At 64.5% G+C, this 17,717-nt stretch carries 16 protein-coding genes and 2 pseudogenes; 10 read left to right on the top strand and 8 right to left on the bottom strand.

All coding sequences use genetic code 11. The features are described 5' to 3' along the window. Positions 1–119 precede the first annotated feature (119 nt). A complete protein-coding gene (locus EF294_RS14795) occupies positions 120–2,516 on the bottom strand; it encodes an acetyl-CoA acetyltransferase (protein WP_123931442.1) in 2,397 nt (798 codons plus the stop codon). Positions 2,517–2,926: 410 nt separating this feature from the next. Between EF294_RS14795 and EF294_RS14790 the strand changes: the two genes are divergently transcribed. Next, positions 2,927–3,817, top strand: a complete 891-nt coding sequence (locus EF294_RS14790) for a LysR family transcriptional regulator (protein WP_123931440.1) — start codon at positions 2,927–2,929, stop codon at positions 3,815–3,817. Here the strand turns inward: EF294_RS14790 and EF294_RS14785 are convergent. Both EF294_RS14785 and EF294_RS14780 read right to left on the bottom strand, forming a co-directional pair. Further along, the gene (locus EF294_RS14785) at positions 3,798–5,513 is read right to left on the bottom strand and encodes an acyl-CoA dehydrogenase family protein (RefSeq protein WP_123931438.1); all 1,716 of its coding nucleotides are present in this window, start codon (positions 5,511–5,513) and stop codon (positions 3,798–3,800) included. The genes EF294_RS14790 and EF294_RS14785 overlap by 20 nt on opposite strands. Further along, positions 5,510–6,154 (bottom strand): TetR/AcrR family transcriptional regulator C-terminal domain-containing protein, encoded by a 645-nt coding sequence (locus EF294_RS14780; RefSeq protein ID WP_123931436.1) that lies wholly within the window; start codon positions 6,152–6,154, stop codon positions 5,510–5,512. The genes EF294_RS14785 and EF294_RS14780 overlap by 4 nt, the downstream gene beginning before the upstream one ends. 937 nt (positions 6,155–7,091) lie before the next feature. Here EF294_RS14780 and EF294_RS14775 point away from each other — a divergent pair. After that, positions 7,092–7,784: a TetR/AcrR family transcriptional regulator gene (locus EF294_RS14775; RefSeq protein ID WP_123931434.1), complete on the top strand. Its 693-nt coding sequence runs from the start codon at positions 7,092–7,094 to the stop codon at positions 7,782–7,784. Between the two features lie 12 nt (positions 7,785–7,796). On the opposite strand, the gene EF294_RS14770 is transcribed toward EF294_RS14775, so the two are convergent. Further along, positions 7,797–8,684: an oxygenase MpaB family protein gene (locus tag EF294_RS14770; RefSeq protein WP_123931432.1), complete on the bottom strand. Its 888-nt coding sequence runs from the start codon at positions 8,682–8,684 to the stop codon at positions 7,797–7,799. Positions 8,685–8,800: 116 nt separating this feature from the next. Continuing rightward, a complete protein-coding gene (locus EF294_RS14765) occupies positions 8,801–9,418 on the bottom strand; it encodes a TetR/AcrR family transcriptional regulator (protein ID WP_123931430.1) in 618 nt (205 codons plus the stop codon). Positions 9,419–9,651: 233 nt separating this feature from the next. Between EF294_RS14765 and EF294_RS14760 the strand changes: the two genes are divergently transcribed. Together EF294_RS14760 and EF294_RS14755 are read left to right on the top strand one after the other, a co-directional pair. Then, positions 9,652–10,845, top strand: a complete 1,194-nt coding sequence (locus tag EF294_RS14760) for a thiolase family protein (RefSeq protein WP_123931428.1) — start codon at positions 9,652–9,654, stop codon at positions 10,843–10,845. Positions 10,846–10,849: 4 nt separating this feature from the next. Then, positions 10,850–12,001, top strand: a complete 1,152-nt coding sequence (locus tag EF294_RS14755; RefSeq protein ID WP_123931426.1) for an acyl-CoA dehydrogenase family protein — start codon at positions 10,850–10,852, stop codon at positions 11,999–12,001. Here EF294_RS14755 and EF294_RS22175 read toward each other — a convergent pair. Next, positions 11,917–12,219, bottom strand: a pseudogene (locus EF294_RS22175) (DUF1345 domain-containing protein); the annotation flags it as partial. The gene EF294_RS14755 and the pseudogene EF294_RS22175 overlap by 85 nt on opposite strands. Positions 12,220–12,262: 43 nt before the next feature. On the opposite strand from EF294_RS22175, the pseudogene EF294_RS22170 reads away from it, so the two are divergent. Together EF294_RS22170 and EF294_RS14745 are read left to right on the top strand one after the other, a co-directional pair. Beyond that, positions 12,263–12,657 (top strand): annotated as a pseudogene (locus EF294_RS22170) (TSUP family transporter); the annotation flags it as partial. 107 nt (positions 12,658–12,764) lie between these two features. Then, entirely contained in the window at positions 12,765–13,082 is a 318-nt protein-coding gene (locus tag EF294_RS14745; RefSeq protein WP_123931422.1) for a putative quinol monooxygenase, read from the top strand. Between the two features lie 170 nt (positions 13,083–13,252). Here the strand turns inward: EF294_RS14745 and EF294_RS22165 are convergent, their stop codons facing one another. Continuing rightward, entirely contained in the window at positions 13,253–13,417 is a 165-nt protein-coding gene (locus tag EF294_RS22165; RefSeq protein WP_425459439.1) for a hypothetical protein, read from the bottom strand. A gap of 127 nt (positions 13,418–13,544) precedes the next feature. Between EF294_RS22165 and EF294_RS14735 the strand changes: the two genes are divergently transcribed. Further along, positions 13,545–13,832 carry a hypothetical protein gene (locus EF294_RS14735; RefSeq protein ID WP_185091102.1) on the top strand — a complete coding sequence of 96 codons (288 nt, stop codon included), beginning with the start codon at positions 13,545–13,547 and terminating at the stop codon, positions 13,830–13,832. Positions 13,833–14,100: 268 nt separating this feature from the next. Continuing rightward, complete coding sequence (locus EF294_RS14730; RefSeq protein WP_123931420.1) at positions 14,101–14,967, top strand: alpha/beta fold hydrolase; 867 nt, start codon at positions 14,101–14,103, stop codon at positions 14,965–14,967. A gap of 18 nt (positions 14,968–14,985) precedes the next feature. Here the strand turns inward: EF294_RS14730 and EF294_RS14725 are convergent, their stop codons facing one another. After that, positions 14,986–15,540, bottom strand: coding sequence for a TetR/AcrR family transcriptional regulator (locus EF294_RS14725; RefSeq protein ID WP_246007878.1), 555 nt, complete (start codon positions 15,538–15,540; stop codon positions 14,986–14,988). A gap of 167 nt (positions 15,541–15,707) precedes the next feature. Here EF294_RS14725 and EF294_RS14720 point away from each other — a divergent pair, with 167 nt between their 5' ends. Next, complete coding sequence (locus EF294_RS14720; protein WP_094601224.1) at positions 15,708–16,112, top strand: SCP2 sterol-binding domain-containing protein; 405 nt, start codon at positions 15,708–15,710, stop codon at positions 16,110–16,112. 60 nt (positions 16,113–16,172) lie between these two features. Then, complete coding sequence (locus EF294_RS14715) at positions 16,173–17,717, top strand: acyl-CoA synthetase (protein WP_123931416.1); 1,545 nt, start codon at positions 16,173–16,175, stop codon at positions 17,715–17,717.

Genomic DNA, 17,717 nt, shown 5'->3' with positions numbered 1-17,717 from the left:
CTCGCCGACCCGGTCGCGACCGCTTCTCCCGCTGGTCGAGGAGTGCGGAGCGTTAGCGACGAGCCTCGAGACCCGGTGAGGAACAATGTCTTCCGCGCCGCAACCGCACACCGGCGACCCTACCGCCCTGTCCACCGCGGCGGACGTTTGCTGACGAACGCGCCGATCCCTTCGATGGTGTCCTGGCTGATCAGCAGCGAGTCGAGGACCGACGAGGTCGCCTCGATCGCCTCGACCGGATCGTCGATGGCCTCAGCGTCGGTCATTGCCTGTAACGATGCCCGGACTGATGTCGGCGAACCGGCCAGGATCTCCTGTGCCACTTGACGTGCGGCCACGAGTACCTGGCCGTGAGCGGCGACGCGGCTGACCAGGCCAATGCGGTAGGCCTCGGCAGTGTCGATGCGGCGGCCGGTGAGGATCATGTCGCGGGCCAGCGCCGGGCCGATCGCTCGCGGCAACCGCACGAGTCCGCCCGCGGCGGCGGCCAGGCCCACCTTCACCTCGGGCAGACCGAAACTCGCCTTTTCGTCGGCGACGATGATGTGGCACGCCAGGGCGATCTCGAGACCACCGCCGAGGGCCACGCCGTTGACGGCGGCGATCACCGGCTTGGTTAGTTCCCGGCGCGAGGTGAGTCCGCCGAAGCCGTTCTTCGGGACCGCGAGCATCGCGTGACCGGCCATGTGAGCCAGGTCGTTTCCGGCGGAGAAGGCTTTGTCGCCCGCACCGGTGAGGATTGCGACCCAGAGGTCGGGGTCGGCGAGGTAGGCGTCGAAGATCTCGTCGAGTTCAGCGTTGGCCGCCGGGTCGAGCGCATTACGCGCCGCGGGCCGGTTGATCGTCACCTCGAGGACATGGCCTTCCCGACGAATGACGACGTTCTCGTACAGCTCCCGAAAGCCGGGCGGTCTGACCGGGAACAACTCGGACATACGCTCCTCGGAAACGGTTACGCGGTTGCCGCGGGCGAAGGACCGGACGTAGATCGCTGAGCCGATGGGATCATCGCTCCGGGCGAGCAATTCGAGGAGTTCGTCGTCGCCTTCGGCGCCGTTGGCAACGAAGCGCGCGCCGTCGCCGAGCCGGCCGATGACGATGGACTTAGCGCGCCCGTTCTTGTCGGCGGGCAATACGGTGAAACTCTCGATGGTCGCGGCGCCGTCGGCATTGCGTCGTTCGGCGACGGACGGACGGCTGTCGAGCTCTCGCTGGATGAGGTCATCTTTGCCGGCTTGCCACGCAGTCGGTGTGGTGCCGTAAATGCCGACCGAATACTTGCTCATCAGCCCGCCGTTGGCGGCAACGAGGCCGAAAGTGCCAGGGCGCGCGCGCACTCGATCGACGACCTCGGCGATGGCGTGCATCGAATAGTTGTTGCCGGGCCCACCGAAGTAGGGCAGTCCGCCGGTGACGGTCAACCCACGCGGATCGTCGGCGCGCAGACCGAAGGCATCGCAGATGTTGAACACCGCGATCGGGAAACAGCTGTACAAGTCGAGGAAGACGATGTCGTCGAGGGTCAGGCCGGCCATATCGAGGGCGGCGTGCATCGCGGCGATCGACGCGGGACTCGTCGACAGGTCGACGCGTTCCATCAACGGCTGCTCCCGCAGATCACTGTGTCCGTGCACGAATACCCATTTCGCGGGATCGATTCCGAGTTCGGTGGCCTTGGCCACCGACATCACGACCACTCCGGCGGCCTGATTCACCTGGTCTCGCGCGACCAGCAGGCGCGTATACGGTTCGGCCAGCGCGCGATTGGAGTCCGAGGCCGTCGCTATCGCCTCGACTGATCGCGCTTCCGGCGACGCCGCATGCGGATTGGCGGCCGCGATCGCCGACATCGGGGCGAACAGTTCGGCCATCGCCCGCGCGTAGTCGGCGCGGGACAGTCCCTGACGGTGCCGCCGGGCGTTCTCCAGCAGCGGGTACTGGGTGATCGGCTTGAGGAGTCCGTGCCGTGCCTCCTGCACCGAGGTGAGGCCCTTGAGGCCGAATCCGCGGTCCTCGTGATCGCCGGGCACCGTCTCGGAGAAGTCAGGGCGCGCTTCGGCGGGGAGAGACTTGAGCGCGTGCCGAACCGTCGACATCACCTCCGACCCGAAGATCAGCACAGCGTCTACATCGCCGTCGGAGATGACCTGCGCGAACTCGTCGACCAGTTTCTGCGGGCTCTGTCCGCCGACCACCTCGGTGACCGCGCGCCGCGGCGTGACCCCGATCCGGCCGGCGACCGCGCGCGGCATATTGTCCGGACGGCCCAGTGGCGACGATGAGAGCGGACTCGACACCTCGAAGGATCGCACCGCCACGACGGTGTCGACGGCCCGTGCCACGTCGGTGGATGCGACGCCGGTGTCGGTCAGTGCCGCATGGAGCGCGCGTGCAGCCAGATCGGCCTCACCCAGACCCTCGTAGTCGGGGTCGGAGATGCGTTCGGATGCCTGTCCGACGCCGACGATGACGGGGGTGCGCGGATCGAGGTCGTCGCGCAGGGCGTGGTGGGTCATACGGTGTCCTCCCGACAACATGAGACAGGTGCTCACCATCGTTTCATGTGACCAGGCAGCGCTTCCGATGCGCCTGTGAGAATGCGCGATCGACGAGTGCGGAAACGAACGTGACCGTCGGCGACGGTGACCCTCTGCGCCGCGGTGTGTGGGGCCGCGATGTGGATCGCCGCGCGGTAAAACGCCAGAGTGCGGCTGTTGTTTGAGCTGCCGGCCGGCGACATGACACACCCCGATGCCACGTCGATCGCGCGCGAGAACCGAGTGCTCTGTCTCAGTGTCCACCCAACGCGGTCAACCATCGAGACATTGACAACAATAGAATGACAAACGGCGCAAATAGATATCGGATATGTTGTTTTCCGATAAGGCGACCTTAAGGGTGGAGCGGGAAGGGCGGTAGGCCGGAAATGCGCGATCTCGATCTTCGGCGGCTGCGGATGTTCATGGCGGTGGTCGATGCCCCGTCGTTGCGTGTGGCGGCCGAGCGGCTCTATATCTCACAGCAGGCCCTGTCTGTTGCAATTCGCGAACTCGAGCGGCAACTCGACGTCGAGTTGTTCTCCAGATCGCGACGAACCCTGACGCCCACACCGGCCGGGGTTGCGCTTTACGAAGGGGCGATCCCGTTGCTGGCGGGCGGGGCGAATCTCGCGGCCGAGGTCAAGATGATCGACGACGACAAGCCCGACCCGTTCTCCATCGGGCACACGCCGGGGTTGGCGCCTTCGGAGGTGTTCCAGGTCATCGAGGGTGCTGTGTTGGCCGATCCGTCGTTGCTGATCACGGTCAAGCCGCTCTGGCCGGGCGACATCCGCGACGCCATCATGTCCGGCGACGTCGACATGGTGCTCGCCCGCTCGCACACCGCGCCGACCGATCTCGCCGGTGCCATTGCCACTCGCCATGAGTTGCGGCTGGCGGTCAACGCCGACAATCCGCTGTCGGAAAATCCGACGTGTGCGATGCGCGATCTCGCCGACCATCCGATCGTGGTGTCCGAACTCGAGGACGACTACAAGAACATGATCGTGTCGTATTGTCGCCGAGCGGGTTTCGAGCCGGAGATCGTCGTGTCGAATCTGCGCGGCACCCCGCCGCACATGTCGGTGATCACCCATCCGGATGCCTGTGCGTTCGTCACCAACCAGCCGGGATGGTTGTACCAGAACCAGATTCGCGTCGTGTCGTTCGACGATCCGCCGATGACCCCGGTGATGGCCGTGTGGCTGCCGAACACAGCGTCGAGGATCCGTAACGCCGTTCTTGACGCGGTCGGGATCAGTGACGAGACAGAATGAGCTCCAGGTCGGTGCCGGTGGGTAGGGCGCCGTACTCGAGTCCGCGCTCGTTGCCGAGTCGCGCGGCGATGAAGGCCTCGGCGACTTCGGTCGGTGAGAACCGCACGAGCAGAGATGCTTCCAGCGCCAGCGCCATGGATTCGACGACCCGTCGCGCGTTGCGCTGAGCGGCTGCTGCATCGAGTTCGGCGAGTTCGCCGAGCTGCCTGCGTAACCGGTAGAGGTGGGCGTCGAGGCCGGCATGCGCACCACGCGCACGATTGACCTCGGCGTCGAAGGCGCTGACCGATTCCGGTTCACGGGTCATGGCGCGTAACACGTCCAGAGCGATGACATTGCCCGAACCCTCCCACACGGCCATCACCGGTTGTTCGCGATAGCGCATGGCGAGCGGGAAGTCTTCGGTGTATCCGTTGCCGCCCAGGCATTCCAGGGACTCGTAGGCGTGATGCGGCCCCCGCTTACAGATCCAGTACTTGGCCACCGCGGTCGCCAGGCGGCGGAAGGCGCGCTCGGTATCCGAGGCGTCCTCGTCATGGGCGCGCGCCAGGCGCATCGCGGTAAGGGTGGCCGCCTCGGATTCCAGTGCGAGATCGGCCAATACAGCCTTCATGGCCGGCTGGTCGGCCAGCGTCGCACCGAATGCCGAGCGATGGCGGGCATGCCACACCGCCTCGGCGACGGATTGCCGCATCCCGGCGGCACTGCCCAGCACGCAGTCCAGTCGGGTCTGGGCGACCATCTCGATGATGGTGCGCACGCCGCGGCCCGGCTCGCCGACCATCAGCGCAACGGTGCCGTCGAGTTCGATCTCACTGGACGCGTTGGACTTGTTGCCCAGCTTGTTCTTCAGCCGCTGGATGCGGAAGACGTTGCGGGTTCCGTCGGGCAGAACGCGGGGGAGCAGGAAGCATGACAGTCCCTCCCCGCCGGGGCCCTGCGCTTGCGCGAGCACCAGGAACGCATCCGACATCGGCGCCGAGCAGAACCACTTGTGTCCGGTCAGCAGGTATTCCGCGCCCGGGCCGCCCGCGCCGACCGGGCGGGCGACGGTGGTATTGGCGCGGACATCAGACCCGCCCTGCTTCTCGGTCATCGACATTCCGAAGATCGCCGATGCCTTGTCGGCGGATAATTGGGGAGAGTAGTTGCGTGACAGTGCTTTCGGTACCCAGGCGGCAGCGATGTCGGGTTGTAGTTGCAGGGACGGGATCGCGGCGTGGGTCATCGACACCGGACACGCATGGCCGGGCTCGATCTGTCCGAACAGCATGAACACCGCCGCCCGGGCGACGTGTGAGCCCGGTTGCGGGTCGGACCAGCAACGGGTATGGGCGCCATGGGAAATCGATGCGGAGATGATGCGGTGATACGACGGATGGTATTCGACCTCGTCGATGCGGTGTCCCCACCGGTCGAAGGTGCGCAGTTCAGGGGTGATGGTGTTGGCCAAGTGAGCGTCGTGCTGGAATTCCGCGCTGCCGACCAGCGCGCCGACCGCACGCAGCTCTGCCTCGGCCCATTCTGCGTCGTGACGCACAACAGCCTCTTGCAGAACGGTATTCAGCTCGTACTCGTTGACGTCGACGCGCGGGGTGGACTGATTGAAGACCGTGTGGGTCAGATGCGGCCGGGGGTGCGCGGTTTCGGTGGTGGTGGTGCTCGGGTCGGTGGTGGTCGGGTGGGTTGGGGTCACGGCGATGCCCTTCCGGTGGGGGTCAGCGGCCGGTCGAGCACGCTGTCGGGGATACCCATGTTGGTGAACAGAATGGTGACGGCCTCGGCGACAGATGTCCCCAATTCGTCTCCGGTGGCCGCATGTTGGACGGTCAGACCGAAAATCGCCGACCAGAAGGCCCGGGCCTCGACGCCGTTCTCGGCGCGCAGTTGCCATCCGGTGCGGACCAGGGTGTCGAGGAGCGCGGCCTCGCCGCGGTCATGCAGGGTGGACAACGTCTCGGTGATGTGGGGGCGCAGATCGGTGCGTCGTGACACCAACAGCATGGCTGTGGTGAACAGCTCGACGTTGCGCGACTGTGGACCGAGGAGCGTCTCGACGAGTGTTCGGGTGTAGCCGCGGACCGTTGTCGCCGACGCGGCTGCTTGCTCGGCATGCCAACCGGCTCGCAGCACCGCCGCACACGCCACCTCGACGAACAATTGCTCCTTGGAACCGAAGTAATAGGTGACCTGATTGGGAAAGGCATTGGCACGGGCGCAGATCTGCGCCACCGACGCGGTCTCACCGAACTCGGTGAACACCTCACCGGCCGCCCGTAGCAGGGTGCGGCGAGTGGCTTTGCCGGCTTCGCGGCTGGCTCGGCGGGTGGCGGTCACGGAGCCTCCTGATGTTTGTACAGAAAACAATAAGGCGGATCGTGAGGTGGCGCAAGGGGTTGCACCGGCAACTCCCTCGTGCATCGACTTCCGCTGCGGCTAATGCGCGCTCGCCTGGCTACGGGATCGAACCCGCACCCGCCGGCCTCATGCCAGCGCCACGATGTCTGTGTAACGGACTCTCTCCATGGGGTCTTGCGGCGGGTACGTGGCGGGTGACGTTTCGGAGGTGTCACTGCGGCGTGGCCATCGGGATCGTCGTCGCGGCGAGCGACAGAATCACCGCCAACCGCACGATCGATCCTCGCACACCGTCTGGCGAGGTCGCGCCGAGGCCGCCGCGATTGCACAGCATTACCTTGCGCGCTGCGATCCCCTACCGTGCGACCGTGCAGGTCCGCCGGCGGAGAGTGTGATCGCCGAACTCGGCGATCTGTCGGACATGCCGCTTGTGGCCGTCGTCTCCGCTCGCGGCGCGCGTGGCGCGCCGCCGTTACGCCGTGCGCAGTCACCTCGGCGAATCGGAGGGTATGAGACTGACCTGACTGTCAGTGTCGACATCACTGGTGAATTCGCTGGTCTTCTCTGGGGCGACCTCGTCGATGTTGTCCACGCGTGTCGGGTTCGCGCATCCACGGCGAACGCGACTTTCAGGCGCGTGTCAATAGCCCATTGTCGTACAAGCGGCAGACCGCGCTCGCACATGAATGTATGACACATGAACTGCTACTGAGGTTTACCGGTGACAGCCATCAGCGAGAGCCTGCGTAACCGGTCGTGTCGCACCATTGCGGTGAACGCGGGCGCGTAGCGCCGCGGTAGCAGCCGACACATTGGCCCGGATCCGAGGTGGCCCACTCGGCGAGCGCGGTGATGGTGACGTGCGCATGGCCGCCTAGCATTGACACCGATCGCCGACCTCGTAGATGGAGCCGCAATGGTTGAGTCCCCACCGGTGCGAGCTCGCGCTGCTGCTAGCGCACCTGTCGGAGATTGGCGGCACTATCCGCCCCTGGAACTGCCGAGGATCCTCGACGCAGCCCTCTCTCAGATCGTCGAGCACGGCTACGACGCCACCAGCGTGCGCACGATTGCCGGCGAAGTCGGGGTCACGGTGCCAGCCCTCTATTACCACTACGACAACAAGCAGTCGATCCTGGTTGCGCTGCTCGATCATGCGATGAGGACCGTGAGCTCGCACATCGACGCCGCGCTCGTCGAGGCCGGTGACGATCCGGTCCGTCGGCTCTCTGGTGTGGTCGAGGCCACCGCGTTGTACATGGCCAATCACCCCGACCTCGCCTTCCTCGACTCAGAACGACGGTCACTGACACCCGAGAACGGTGCCTGGTATCGCGAGCATCGGGACGCCATTGACGTCCAGCTGCGAGATGCCATCGACGACGGTTGCAGTGCCGGGGTCTTTGCGACGCCGGTTCCCGATTCGGCACGCCTCGCGATCTTGTCCATGTGCCAGGGGATAGCGAGCTGGTATCGCGTGGACGGCCCGAAGACGCCCGCGGAGGTCGCGGCCGAATACGTGCGTATTGCGCTTGCCGCAGTCGAATGCACCGCGATGGAGTTCGACGAGGTCGGATACGACGCGAGTGTTCTTACCCGGGACGGCTGAGATCCGTTTGGATCAGCCCGTCGACACCGACTCGGCGATGTCGGCTGTTCGATGGACCGGACACCCGGGAGTGAAGGTTCCGAGTTTCTCGACCTCGAAGCCGTTGGGATAGCTGCGGATCCGGGGCGTGTCCTGTACCAGGCGGGGCTTGCGCCGCGAGGGCAGCAGCGCAACGACACGGGCTCGCATCCGCAGACCGGCCGCGGAGAGGGTGCGCGCCAATCTGTTCGGCTTGCGGTAGTGGAACGCCTGCAACAGTGGGTCGTCCATCACCGATCGGCTGAAGAGGTCGATCAGGGGGGCCGCCGGCTTGGGGTAGAACGTTGTCATCAGCTGCATGGTCGAGTCCGCGACTCGACGAGCGCCGGGATCGAAGGCGAAGTGGGCTGCCTCGTAGTCGTCGAGCAATCGCGCGAAATCCTCGTAGGTTTCCGGGATGCCGGTGATCCCCATGTGCTTCCCGAGTGATCTGTAGTAGAGCACCGACGCGCGCACTTCCTCATAGGTCATCCGCCGCCAGCCGTAATCGTCAAGCCAGCGCTTGGGGACGACGACGAATGTCGCCAGGACGTAGCGCATGTCGTCATTGCTGATGTCGTACATCCTGTGCATCTGATTGATGCGACGGATGGCCGCTTTACCTTCCGGGCTGGAGATCCCTTCTACGAGGGGGACTTCCAAAAGCAGTCCGGTGTCGTCGTAGCGCTTCTGCACACGGGTGGTGAATTCGCCGGTTTCGTCGAGCAGCCGGCCGATGCTCGGCACGGCGTAGGTGCGGAAGAGGGCAAAGCTCAGTGCCTGGTTCATGTCCCAGGGAAACTCGTAGGTCACGATGTTGCGGTAGATCTCGCCGAAGTCGGCGTCGGGGTCGAGGCCCTGGTTGCGGTCGATCCTGAGCATGGCTGCCTCCTCTGCGTCGTGAGTGCGACTATAAGGCGACTTATACTTTTGTGCAAGGAGTCACACTCGCATTGAGGTGTGGCGCAGTCTGGGCTATTCGACCGGACGGACAGGCGTCAGTGGTCAGGGGCCGTGGGCGGGCTCGCGACAACGTCGCCGAGCTTGCCGGGCTTGCCGATCGGGCCGATCGCGCTCTGGAGGAACATTCGAAATCCCAGATCGAGGGCCTCGTAGGAGCGCAGTGTCCCGCTTTCGTATCCGACGAGCAGATACATCGAAATGGTGGCGTACTCCTCGGCGGCAAAGTCGTCGCCGAGGGCCTCACGGTAGGTCTCGGCGATGAAGTCGCGCCGTTCGAGGTCGACTTCCTCCTGATGCTTGCGGACCTCCGGATCCTGGGCGGCCCAGACACGGATGGCCCGTTCGGAATCGTGGGGCAGGGTCAGCCCGACGTCCATCAGTGCCGTAAGACGTTCGGCAGGATCGGTGACCTTGCGCGCTTGCGCGATCGGCCGCTGGCTCTTCTCCTCGCGCCAATAGGCGATCAGCGCCGAGGTGAACTCGGCCCAGTTGTCGAAGGCGTGATAGAAGCTACCGGTGGTGGCGTCGGCGCGGGCGCAGACCGCTGCGAGTTTGAGCGCGCCGAATCCGTCCTCGGCCAGGACGGTGAGACCCGCCTCGAGGAACCGCACGCGCGCATATCGCGACGGCGTCGATCTCCTCTCGCGAGCCATAGGGTCCGATCCTAGTAGCGCCGATCATCTACGCCGCACGAACGTAGAGACGTCGGTGATGGGCGGTCGGCGTCGGCCAACTCGCGGGGTTCCCGACCTGCGATCTGGTTGATCTGCATCACAGGGCCGTGTTACAAACTTAGCGAACGATCAGTCGGTAGTTCGGGTTCTTGTGTGGGTGACGTTCGTCCCGCCGCGACCCGGGCGCCGTGAATCCTCCGGAGGTTCTCCCCATGCCCGAAGCCGTCATCGTCGATGTCGTCCGCCTTGCCTCCGGCAAGGGCAAGCCCGGTGGCGCGCTCTCGCAGACCAAACCCGTCGAACTGCTCGCGCACGTGCTGCGTGCCCTGGTTGAGCGCAACGACCTCGACCCGGCGCTCGTCGACGACGTCATCGGTGGCTGCGTCGGCCAGGCCGGGGAACAGGCGCTCAACATCTCGCGCACCGCGCTGTTGTCGGCCGGATTCCCCGAGTCGGTGCCTGCGACCACCGTCGATCGGCAGTGCGGGTCGAGTCAGCAGGCGGCGCACTTCGCCGCACAGGGCGTCATCGCGGGCGCGTACGACATCGTGATCGCCGCGGGCGTCGAGTCCATGAGCCGGGTACCGATGGGCTTCACCACCGTCGGCCAGAGTCCGTACGGGCCGAGCATTGCCGCTCGTTACCCCGAAGGTCTTGTCGGCCAGGGTATCTCGGCGGAACTTGTCGCGGCGAAGTGGAAGTTCGACAGGGATGCGGTGGATGCCTTCGCCGCCGAGTCTCATCGACGTGCCGCTCAGGCTGCCGCAGATGGCTTCTTCGCCAACGAGATCCTGCCGATCGAGGTCGCCGATACCGACGGCAACCCGGTCACCCACACCGTCGACGAGACGGTACGCGCACAGACCACCCAGGAAGGTCTGTCCGGGCTGAAGTCGTCGTTCTACAGTCCCGAATACGCCGAGCGCTTCCCCGAGATCAACTGGCACATCACCCCCGGCAACTCCTCGCCGCTGACCGACGGTGCCTCCGGCGCGCTGATCATGAGCGACACCATGGCCGCCAAGCTCGGCCTGACTCCGCGTGCCCGATTCCATGCCTTCTCGCTGGCCGGCGACGACCCGATCTTCATGCTGACCGCGCCGATTCCGGCAACCCACAAGGTGCTCAAGCGCTCGGGGTTGTCGATCGGCGACATCGACGCCTACGAGGTCAACGAGGCTTTCGCGCCGGTGCCGATGGCGTGGGCGCACGAATTCGGTGCCGACCCCGCCAAGCTCAACCCGCGCGGCGGGGCGATCGCCCTCGGCCACGCACTCGGGTCCTCGGGAACCCGACTGCTCTCGACCCTCGTCAATCACCTCGAGGCCACCGGCGGACGCTATGGTCTGCAGACCATGTGCGAAGGCGCCGGCATGGCCAACGCCACCATCATCGAACGGATCTGAATCCATGAAACGTACAGTCTTCGAGGCCGAGCACGAGCAGTTGCGTGCATCCGCCCGCGAATTCCTCGCCCGTGAATGCGCACCCAACGTCGAGAAATGGGAGGCTGCAGGGCAGGTCGATCGCGAGGTCTACAAGAAGGCCGGCGACGCCGGACTTCTCGGCTTCAACATTCCCGAGGAGTACGGCGGCGGCGGGGTCACCGACGACTTCCGCTTCAATGCGGTCATCGTCGAGGAATTCGCCCGCTTCGGTAGCGCAGCACCCGGTTTGAGCCTGCAGAACGACGTTCTCGTCCCCTACTTCCTGCATCTGGCGAACGAGGAACAGCGCGCTCGCTGGATGCCCGGGATGGCCACGGGCGAAACGATTCTCGCGGTCGCCATGACCGAGCCCGGCGCCGGTAGCGACCTCGCCGGGATCAAGACCTCGGCCCGCCTCGACGGCGACCACTACATCCTCAACGGCTCCAAGACCTTCATCTCGGCCGGCATCAACTCCGATCTGGTGGTGGTCGTGTGCCGCACCAATCCCGACCCGGGCGCCGGGCACAAGGCATTCTCGCTGCTCGTCGTCGAACGCGACATGGAGGGCTTCGAGCGGGGTCGCAAGCTCGACAAGATGGGTCTCAAGGCGGCCGACACCGCCGAACTGCACTTCACCGACGTCCGGGTGCCCCGGGAAAACCTCCTCGGCGAGGAGAACAAGGGCTTCTACCACCTCATGCAGAACCTGCCGTCGGAGCGGCTGTCGATCGGTATCGGAGCCATCGCCGGCGCTCGCGCCGTCTTCGAGGAGACCCTGCAATACACCAAGGACCGCAAGGCTTTCGGGCAACCCATCGGTGCGTTCCAGGCGAATCGGTTCTACCTCGCCGAGATGTCGACCGAACTCGACATCGCCGAGCAGTACATCGACCGCTGCCTGCGCGCCGTCCTCGACGGTGACCTGACCGCCGTCGACGCCGCCAAGAACAAGTGGTGGTGCACCGAACTGGCCAAGAAGGTCATTGACCGCTGCGTGCAGCTGCACGGCGGGTACGGATACATGAACGAGTACAAGGTCTCTCGCGCCTACACCGACTCGCGCATCCAGACGATCTTCGGTGGCACCACCGAAATCATGAAGGACCTCATCGGGCGGGATATGGGCCTGTAGGTAGAGATTGCTCCGAAGACGTAGAACAGCAGGCAGTGTCGCAGGGCCACTGAGCGGATCTCGCGATCGGAGACCGAGGTATTTGACCCCTGATAGGTCATACCGAGGTTGTGGTAGCTGAAGGAGAGGACGTCGCGAAACGCCGGCGGGTCGTCGGAGTTGAACTCGACCCCGCTGGTCTTTCCCTTGGCGTAGTGGAGAAATGTGAATCGGGCTGCGCGATCCTCAGCCATGTTCGAGCCGTGACCTGAGGCTTTTTGGCTGAGCCCCACCAGGATCGCAGCGATGACCACGGCGACAGTCTTTGCCGGCATCTTGAGCGGGTACTTCACCGCCGCGCAGGGCATCTTGCTGATCGGGCCGCTCGGCATGATTGCCCCCGACGACCTCGCGCTCCTCAACGCTGCCGACGACCTCCAGCTCATCAACGCTGCCAGGGAATCTGCTCCCGCTGATCGTGAATGCGGTTGCGGCGGTGATCTACACGATCGTAGTCGTCGATCGCATCGACTGGAGTGCGGCCCGGTTGATCGCGGTCGGGTCGCTGGTGGGGTGGCGTGCTCGGCGCACGATACGTGCGCCGGCTCCCGCCGACTGCGCTTTGGCTTCTTATCGCCGTGGTCGGGTTGGTCGGGCTGTGGCGACTGTTCGCCTGAGCACGTTTTGCAGCAGTCTCTTTCACACTAGTTTGCTCCGCAACGCCGCGATCCGGCGTAGCGTCATCGTTCGATGGTGTTCGACGAGAAGAAGGTGAGTGACGACGATGTCCGCAGTGATCGTGGTGGCAACGATTGCCCCGCAGCCCGGTACGGAAGAGGAGGTCCGCGCGGCCATCCTGACCGCCATCGACAAGGTGCACAAGGAGCCGGGCTGCGAACTCTATGCACTGCACAAGTCGGCGACCGGTAACGAGTTCGTGATGATCGAGAAGTGGGAATCTGCCGATGCCCTCAAGGTCCACGGCGGCGCCCCCGCATTGACCGAACTCGCAGGCGCGATCGGCGGATTGCTGGCAGGCCCGCTCGAGGTCAAGACCTTCACCGCGGTGCTCGCGGGGGATCCGGACAAGGGCGCTCTCTGATCGGGTTCCGCTGATCACGCCGACAGCGCGCGCCTTGTCGCCGACAGCGCCCAGTATCGGAAGCTCAGACGCGGGCTGGAACGCGGTTCTCGGCCGCCTCATCGATCACTGGCTCGGTCTGTACGATCTCGGTCTGCGCGACGGCGAATTTCAATGGCCCGGCGTCGGCATCACGCGCCGCGCGTGTGCGCAACCCCCAAGACGATCGCGACGATCGGCACGAACGGGCTGCCGGGCACCCGGAATCCGGGCCTGAGATCGACGCGGGTCTTGCGCAGGACGCGGACGCCGGCGCACACCAGGACGGAGGCGAATAGGGTGCCGATGTTGACCATCTGCTCCAGGGGTTCGGTGGGAGCGCTGTAGCGATCACGGCGACGGCCACTAGCACGATGATGCTGATACACGCCGGGTTTCCGGACGTGTTGGTGGTGCCCACGACCGCCCGATTCCGTGGCATGGGTGTCGCAGTGCAGCGGGTCCGCCGCGTGCACGCTGGCAGGCGCCGGGACCAAGGTGTTCGGCCCCGACATCGATCCACCGCATGAACGCGGCACCGCGGACGAGATCGGTATCACCCGCCGGCGATCTCGACTCTGCGACGTTGACGCGATCGCCGTCACCGCCCGCGACCTACCCTCTCGCGCAGCCTCGATCGATACCGACAGTGCGAGCGTCGCTCTGCCGATGGTGATCGAGATCGTCGTGAGCAAGTGGAAGTACCGGCCGTACTTCACCGCCGCACGGTAGTGGCCACCTCCCGATGGTCGAGCTGCGACGAGCCCGGGGGAGAGAAAGTTCGAAAATCTGGTGCTGATCGGATTACGGAGCGTCGGGCGTGAAAATGTCATCAGTGCAACCGATCTCAAGTTTCGGCACGTGCGCCTCGCACCTCGACTACCGGGGGACCGGACGTTTTCGAGTCGGGTTTCGGTGGCCGAGGTGCATCTCCAGCCGTGAGTCTGGTTATGTCGATGGCGGATGTGCATGCGACATGACCTAGAGGAAAGGACTCGCTATGACTCCCGCGCATGATGCAGAAGCAGTACAGATCTCCGTCAATACATGTCCCGTGACGATCATCGGTGACCGCTGGGGTGTGCCGGGCGAGTCGGCACCGATCGTCATGCTCCATGGTGGTGGTCAGACTAGACACTCGTGGGATCGGAGCGCGAAAGCGCTGGCTGAGCAGGGGCGCGAGGTGTACACCTTCGATTCCCGGGGGCATGGTGACAGTGCGTGGGCGCCCGATGGCAACTATGCGCTCGACGGCTTTGTCGACGATCTTGTCGCGATACTCGCCACTCTGCCGGCCAAGCCAGTGCTGATCGGCGCGTCGCTGGGCGGGATCACCAGCCTGTGCGTCGCCGGCGAGCATCCCGACCTCGCCTCGGCACTGGTGATGGTGGATGTGGTCGTCGATGTCGAACCCGAGGGGATCGACCGGATCAAGACGTTCATGACCGGCCACTTCGACGGCTTCGCGTCGCTGGAGGAGGTCGCCGACGCTATCGCCGCCTACAACCCGACACGTCGACGCCCCAAGAATCTCGACGGGCTGCGCAAGAACGTCCGGCTGCGTGAGGACGGCCGCTGGTACTGGCATTGGGACCCGGCGTTCATCGCCTCCGATGACGATGAGCCGCGCCGGCACACCGATCCTGCTCGACTGACCGCGGCGGCACGCCAGGTCACGATCCCTACGTTGATCGTGCGCGGCGGAAAGTCGGACGTGGTCAGTGATTCCGGAATCGCTTCGATGAAAGCCCTTGTCCCACAAGCTGAGATCGCCGACGTCAGTGCGGCCGGACACATGGTGGCCGGTGACGACAATCAGGTGTTCGCCGGGGCGATCGAGGAGTTCCTGGCGCGGCATCAGCTCTGAGAGACTGCACACCGTCCCCTACTCGGCGGCCGGAATCAGTGATTCAATCTCTCCAGCAAGCCGATTAATTGCCTGCTCCAGCGCCGTGGTGTCGGATCCGAGGTCTATCTGCTCGAAGCCTACGAGCAGATAGACGGCCCAGTGTGCGAACAGATCACCGGCGTCGCGATCGCCGGTGATCTCGGCGACCGCGGATGCCACCGCGTCAAACCGTTGTCGGTCCACGTCTGCCTGTACTCCGCGGACGGCGGTATCGAGGTGACTCCACGTGCGAATGGCGGCCTCGGCGCCATGGGGAAGTGAGACCCCGATCTCGATGATGTGTCGCAGCCGCGCCCACGGATCGGGTTCGCTGTCCAAGCTGGCGATCAACCGCACCGTCCGCTCCTCCCGCCAATACTCGATGAGGCCGGTTGTATAGGCCGACCACTTCGGAAAGTGGTGGTAGAACGACCCGGAGGTGACGCCGGATCTCCGGCATACTTCTGCGAGCTTCAGGCCGCCGAAGCCCCGGTCGGAGAGGATCGCGAGTCCAGTTTCGTAGTACGCGTCGGGGGAGTGATGTGTCGACACCGTGGCTCCTCGTGTGTCCGGCCGAGATCGGGGCTTGTCCATAAGTGAACTTATGCTAAGGTCTATGTGACTCAGCTCATAGTCAAGTCCTGACGATTTTCGCAGCACAGGGACCGTCTGTGGACTGTTTTGAATCAAAGTTATATTTTAATCAGGAGGACAGAGTCATGGCGTTCGCAGACGCGGCAGAGGTCAGGAAGTACATCGGCGGGATCTTCGAGACGGCATTCGACGATGCGGAGATTGGGCCAAAGCTCGTCGACAGCGGGCTGGTCTTCGCCTTCGACTTCACCGCACCTGAGGCGGTGGTCGTCGTCGACGCGGTGAACAAGAAGGTCTATGACGGTTTCGAAGGAAGCCCTGAGCCACACGCCACCATGGCGATGCCTGCTGACACGGGGAACGCCTACTGGCAGGGCAAGGTGAATCTCCCGCTGGCCATGGCCAAGAAGAAGATCTCGGTCAGTGGCAACGTCGCGAGTCTGCTCAAGCTGGCTCCGCTCGGCAAGAAGCTGTTTCCGGTCTACATCGACAACCTCACGACCGACGGCCGCAAAGACCTTCTGGTCTGAGAGCGCCCACCCGAGGTCATCGGTGGCGAAACGGTCGAGTTGCAACAAGGAGGAATCTGAATGTATCCCGGCACTCATGCTGCGGTGAATCCCGACAAGCCGGCGATCATCATGGCGGGTAGTGGACACACCGTCACCTACGGCGAGCTGGAACAACGGTCGGCGGCACTCGCGGCAGCACTGCGCGACAATGGACTTGCCAAGGGCGACGTCATCGCCGTGCTCTCGGAGAACACCGCCGAGGTACTGGAGCTTTACTGGGCAGCGATCAGGTCAGGGCTCTATATCACCGCGGTGAATCGGCACCTTGCACCCGGCGAGGTTGCCTACATCATCAGCGACAGTGGTGCGAAAGTGCTGTTCGCATCGGCGAGGCTGGGTGAACTGGCGACCAAGGCTGTGGCCGAGGTCGGCGAGACAGATCTGGCGACGTTCGCCTTCGGTGGGCAGATCGACGGTTTCGGACGGTACGACGACCTGCTCGTCGCCGACGTGAACCCGTTGGTCGATCAGCCCAGAGGCTCGGAGATGCTGTATTCGTCCGGAACGACCGGCCGACCCAAGGGGATCAAGCCCACCTTGCTTCCCATCCAGGTTGACCAACCCGGCGACCCGATCACCGGCCTCGTTCAACACGTCTTCAAGGTCACCGACGCCGACGTGTACCTCTCGCCGGCCCCGATGTATCACGCTGCCCCCCTGAAGTGGTGCGGAGCGGTGCATGCGCTGGGTGGAACCGTGGTGGTGATGGAGAAGTTCGATGCGGAAAAGGCGTTGGCGGCCATCGAGAAGTACCGGATCACCATCACCCAGATGGTGCCGACGATGTTCGTTCGGATGCTACAACTACCGGCGAGAACGCGTGATGCCTATGACATCTCGAGTATGCGGGTCGCCGTCCACGCCGCTGCACCGTGTCCGCCCGAGGTGAAGCAGTCGATGATCGACTGGTGGGGTCCCATCCTGGTCGAGTACTACAGCGCCACAGAGCAACACGGCACCACGATCATCACCACTCAGGAGTGGCTGACCAAGCGGGGTTCGGTGGGCAAGTCGGCGCTCGGCCCGGTGCACATCTGCGACGACGGCGGCAACGAGCTGGCGACCGGAGAAGTCGGCCAGGTGTATTTCGAACGGGAGACGCGGCCGTTCACGTATCACAATGATCCCGAGAAGACCAGAGATGCGCAGCATCCGGAACACGAGAACTGGACCACCGTCGGCGATCTCGGATATGTCGACGAGGACGGATATCTGTTCCTGACCGATCGCAAGGCGTTCATGATCATCTCCGGCGGCGTGAACATCTACCCGCAGGAGATCGAGAATGTCCTGACCCTGCACCCGAAGGTCTTCGACGTCGCAGTGATCGGTGTGCCCGACGCCGAGATGGGCCAACAGGTCAAGGCGGTGGTCGCACTGCGCGACGGTGAAGTTCCTTCCGACGATCTCGCCGCCGAGATCATCGAGTACACGCGAGAACGGATCGCACATTTCAAGGCTCCCCGATCGGTCGATTTCGTCGACGAGCTGCCGCGAACCGCCACCGGAAAATTGATCAAGCGGGATATCGAAAAGAACTACCTCGTGGAAAGTGGTGCGTGA

The organism is Gordonia oryzae (genome assembly GCF_003797185.1).
GTDB classification, from domain to species: Bacteria; Actinomycetota; Actinomycetes; order Mycobacteriales; family Mycobacteriaceae; genus Gordonia; species Gordonia oryzae.
Note: the sequence above shows the minus strand (reverse complement) of the source record. Positions and strands in the feature narration are given on the sequence as shown.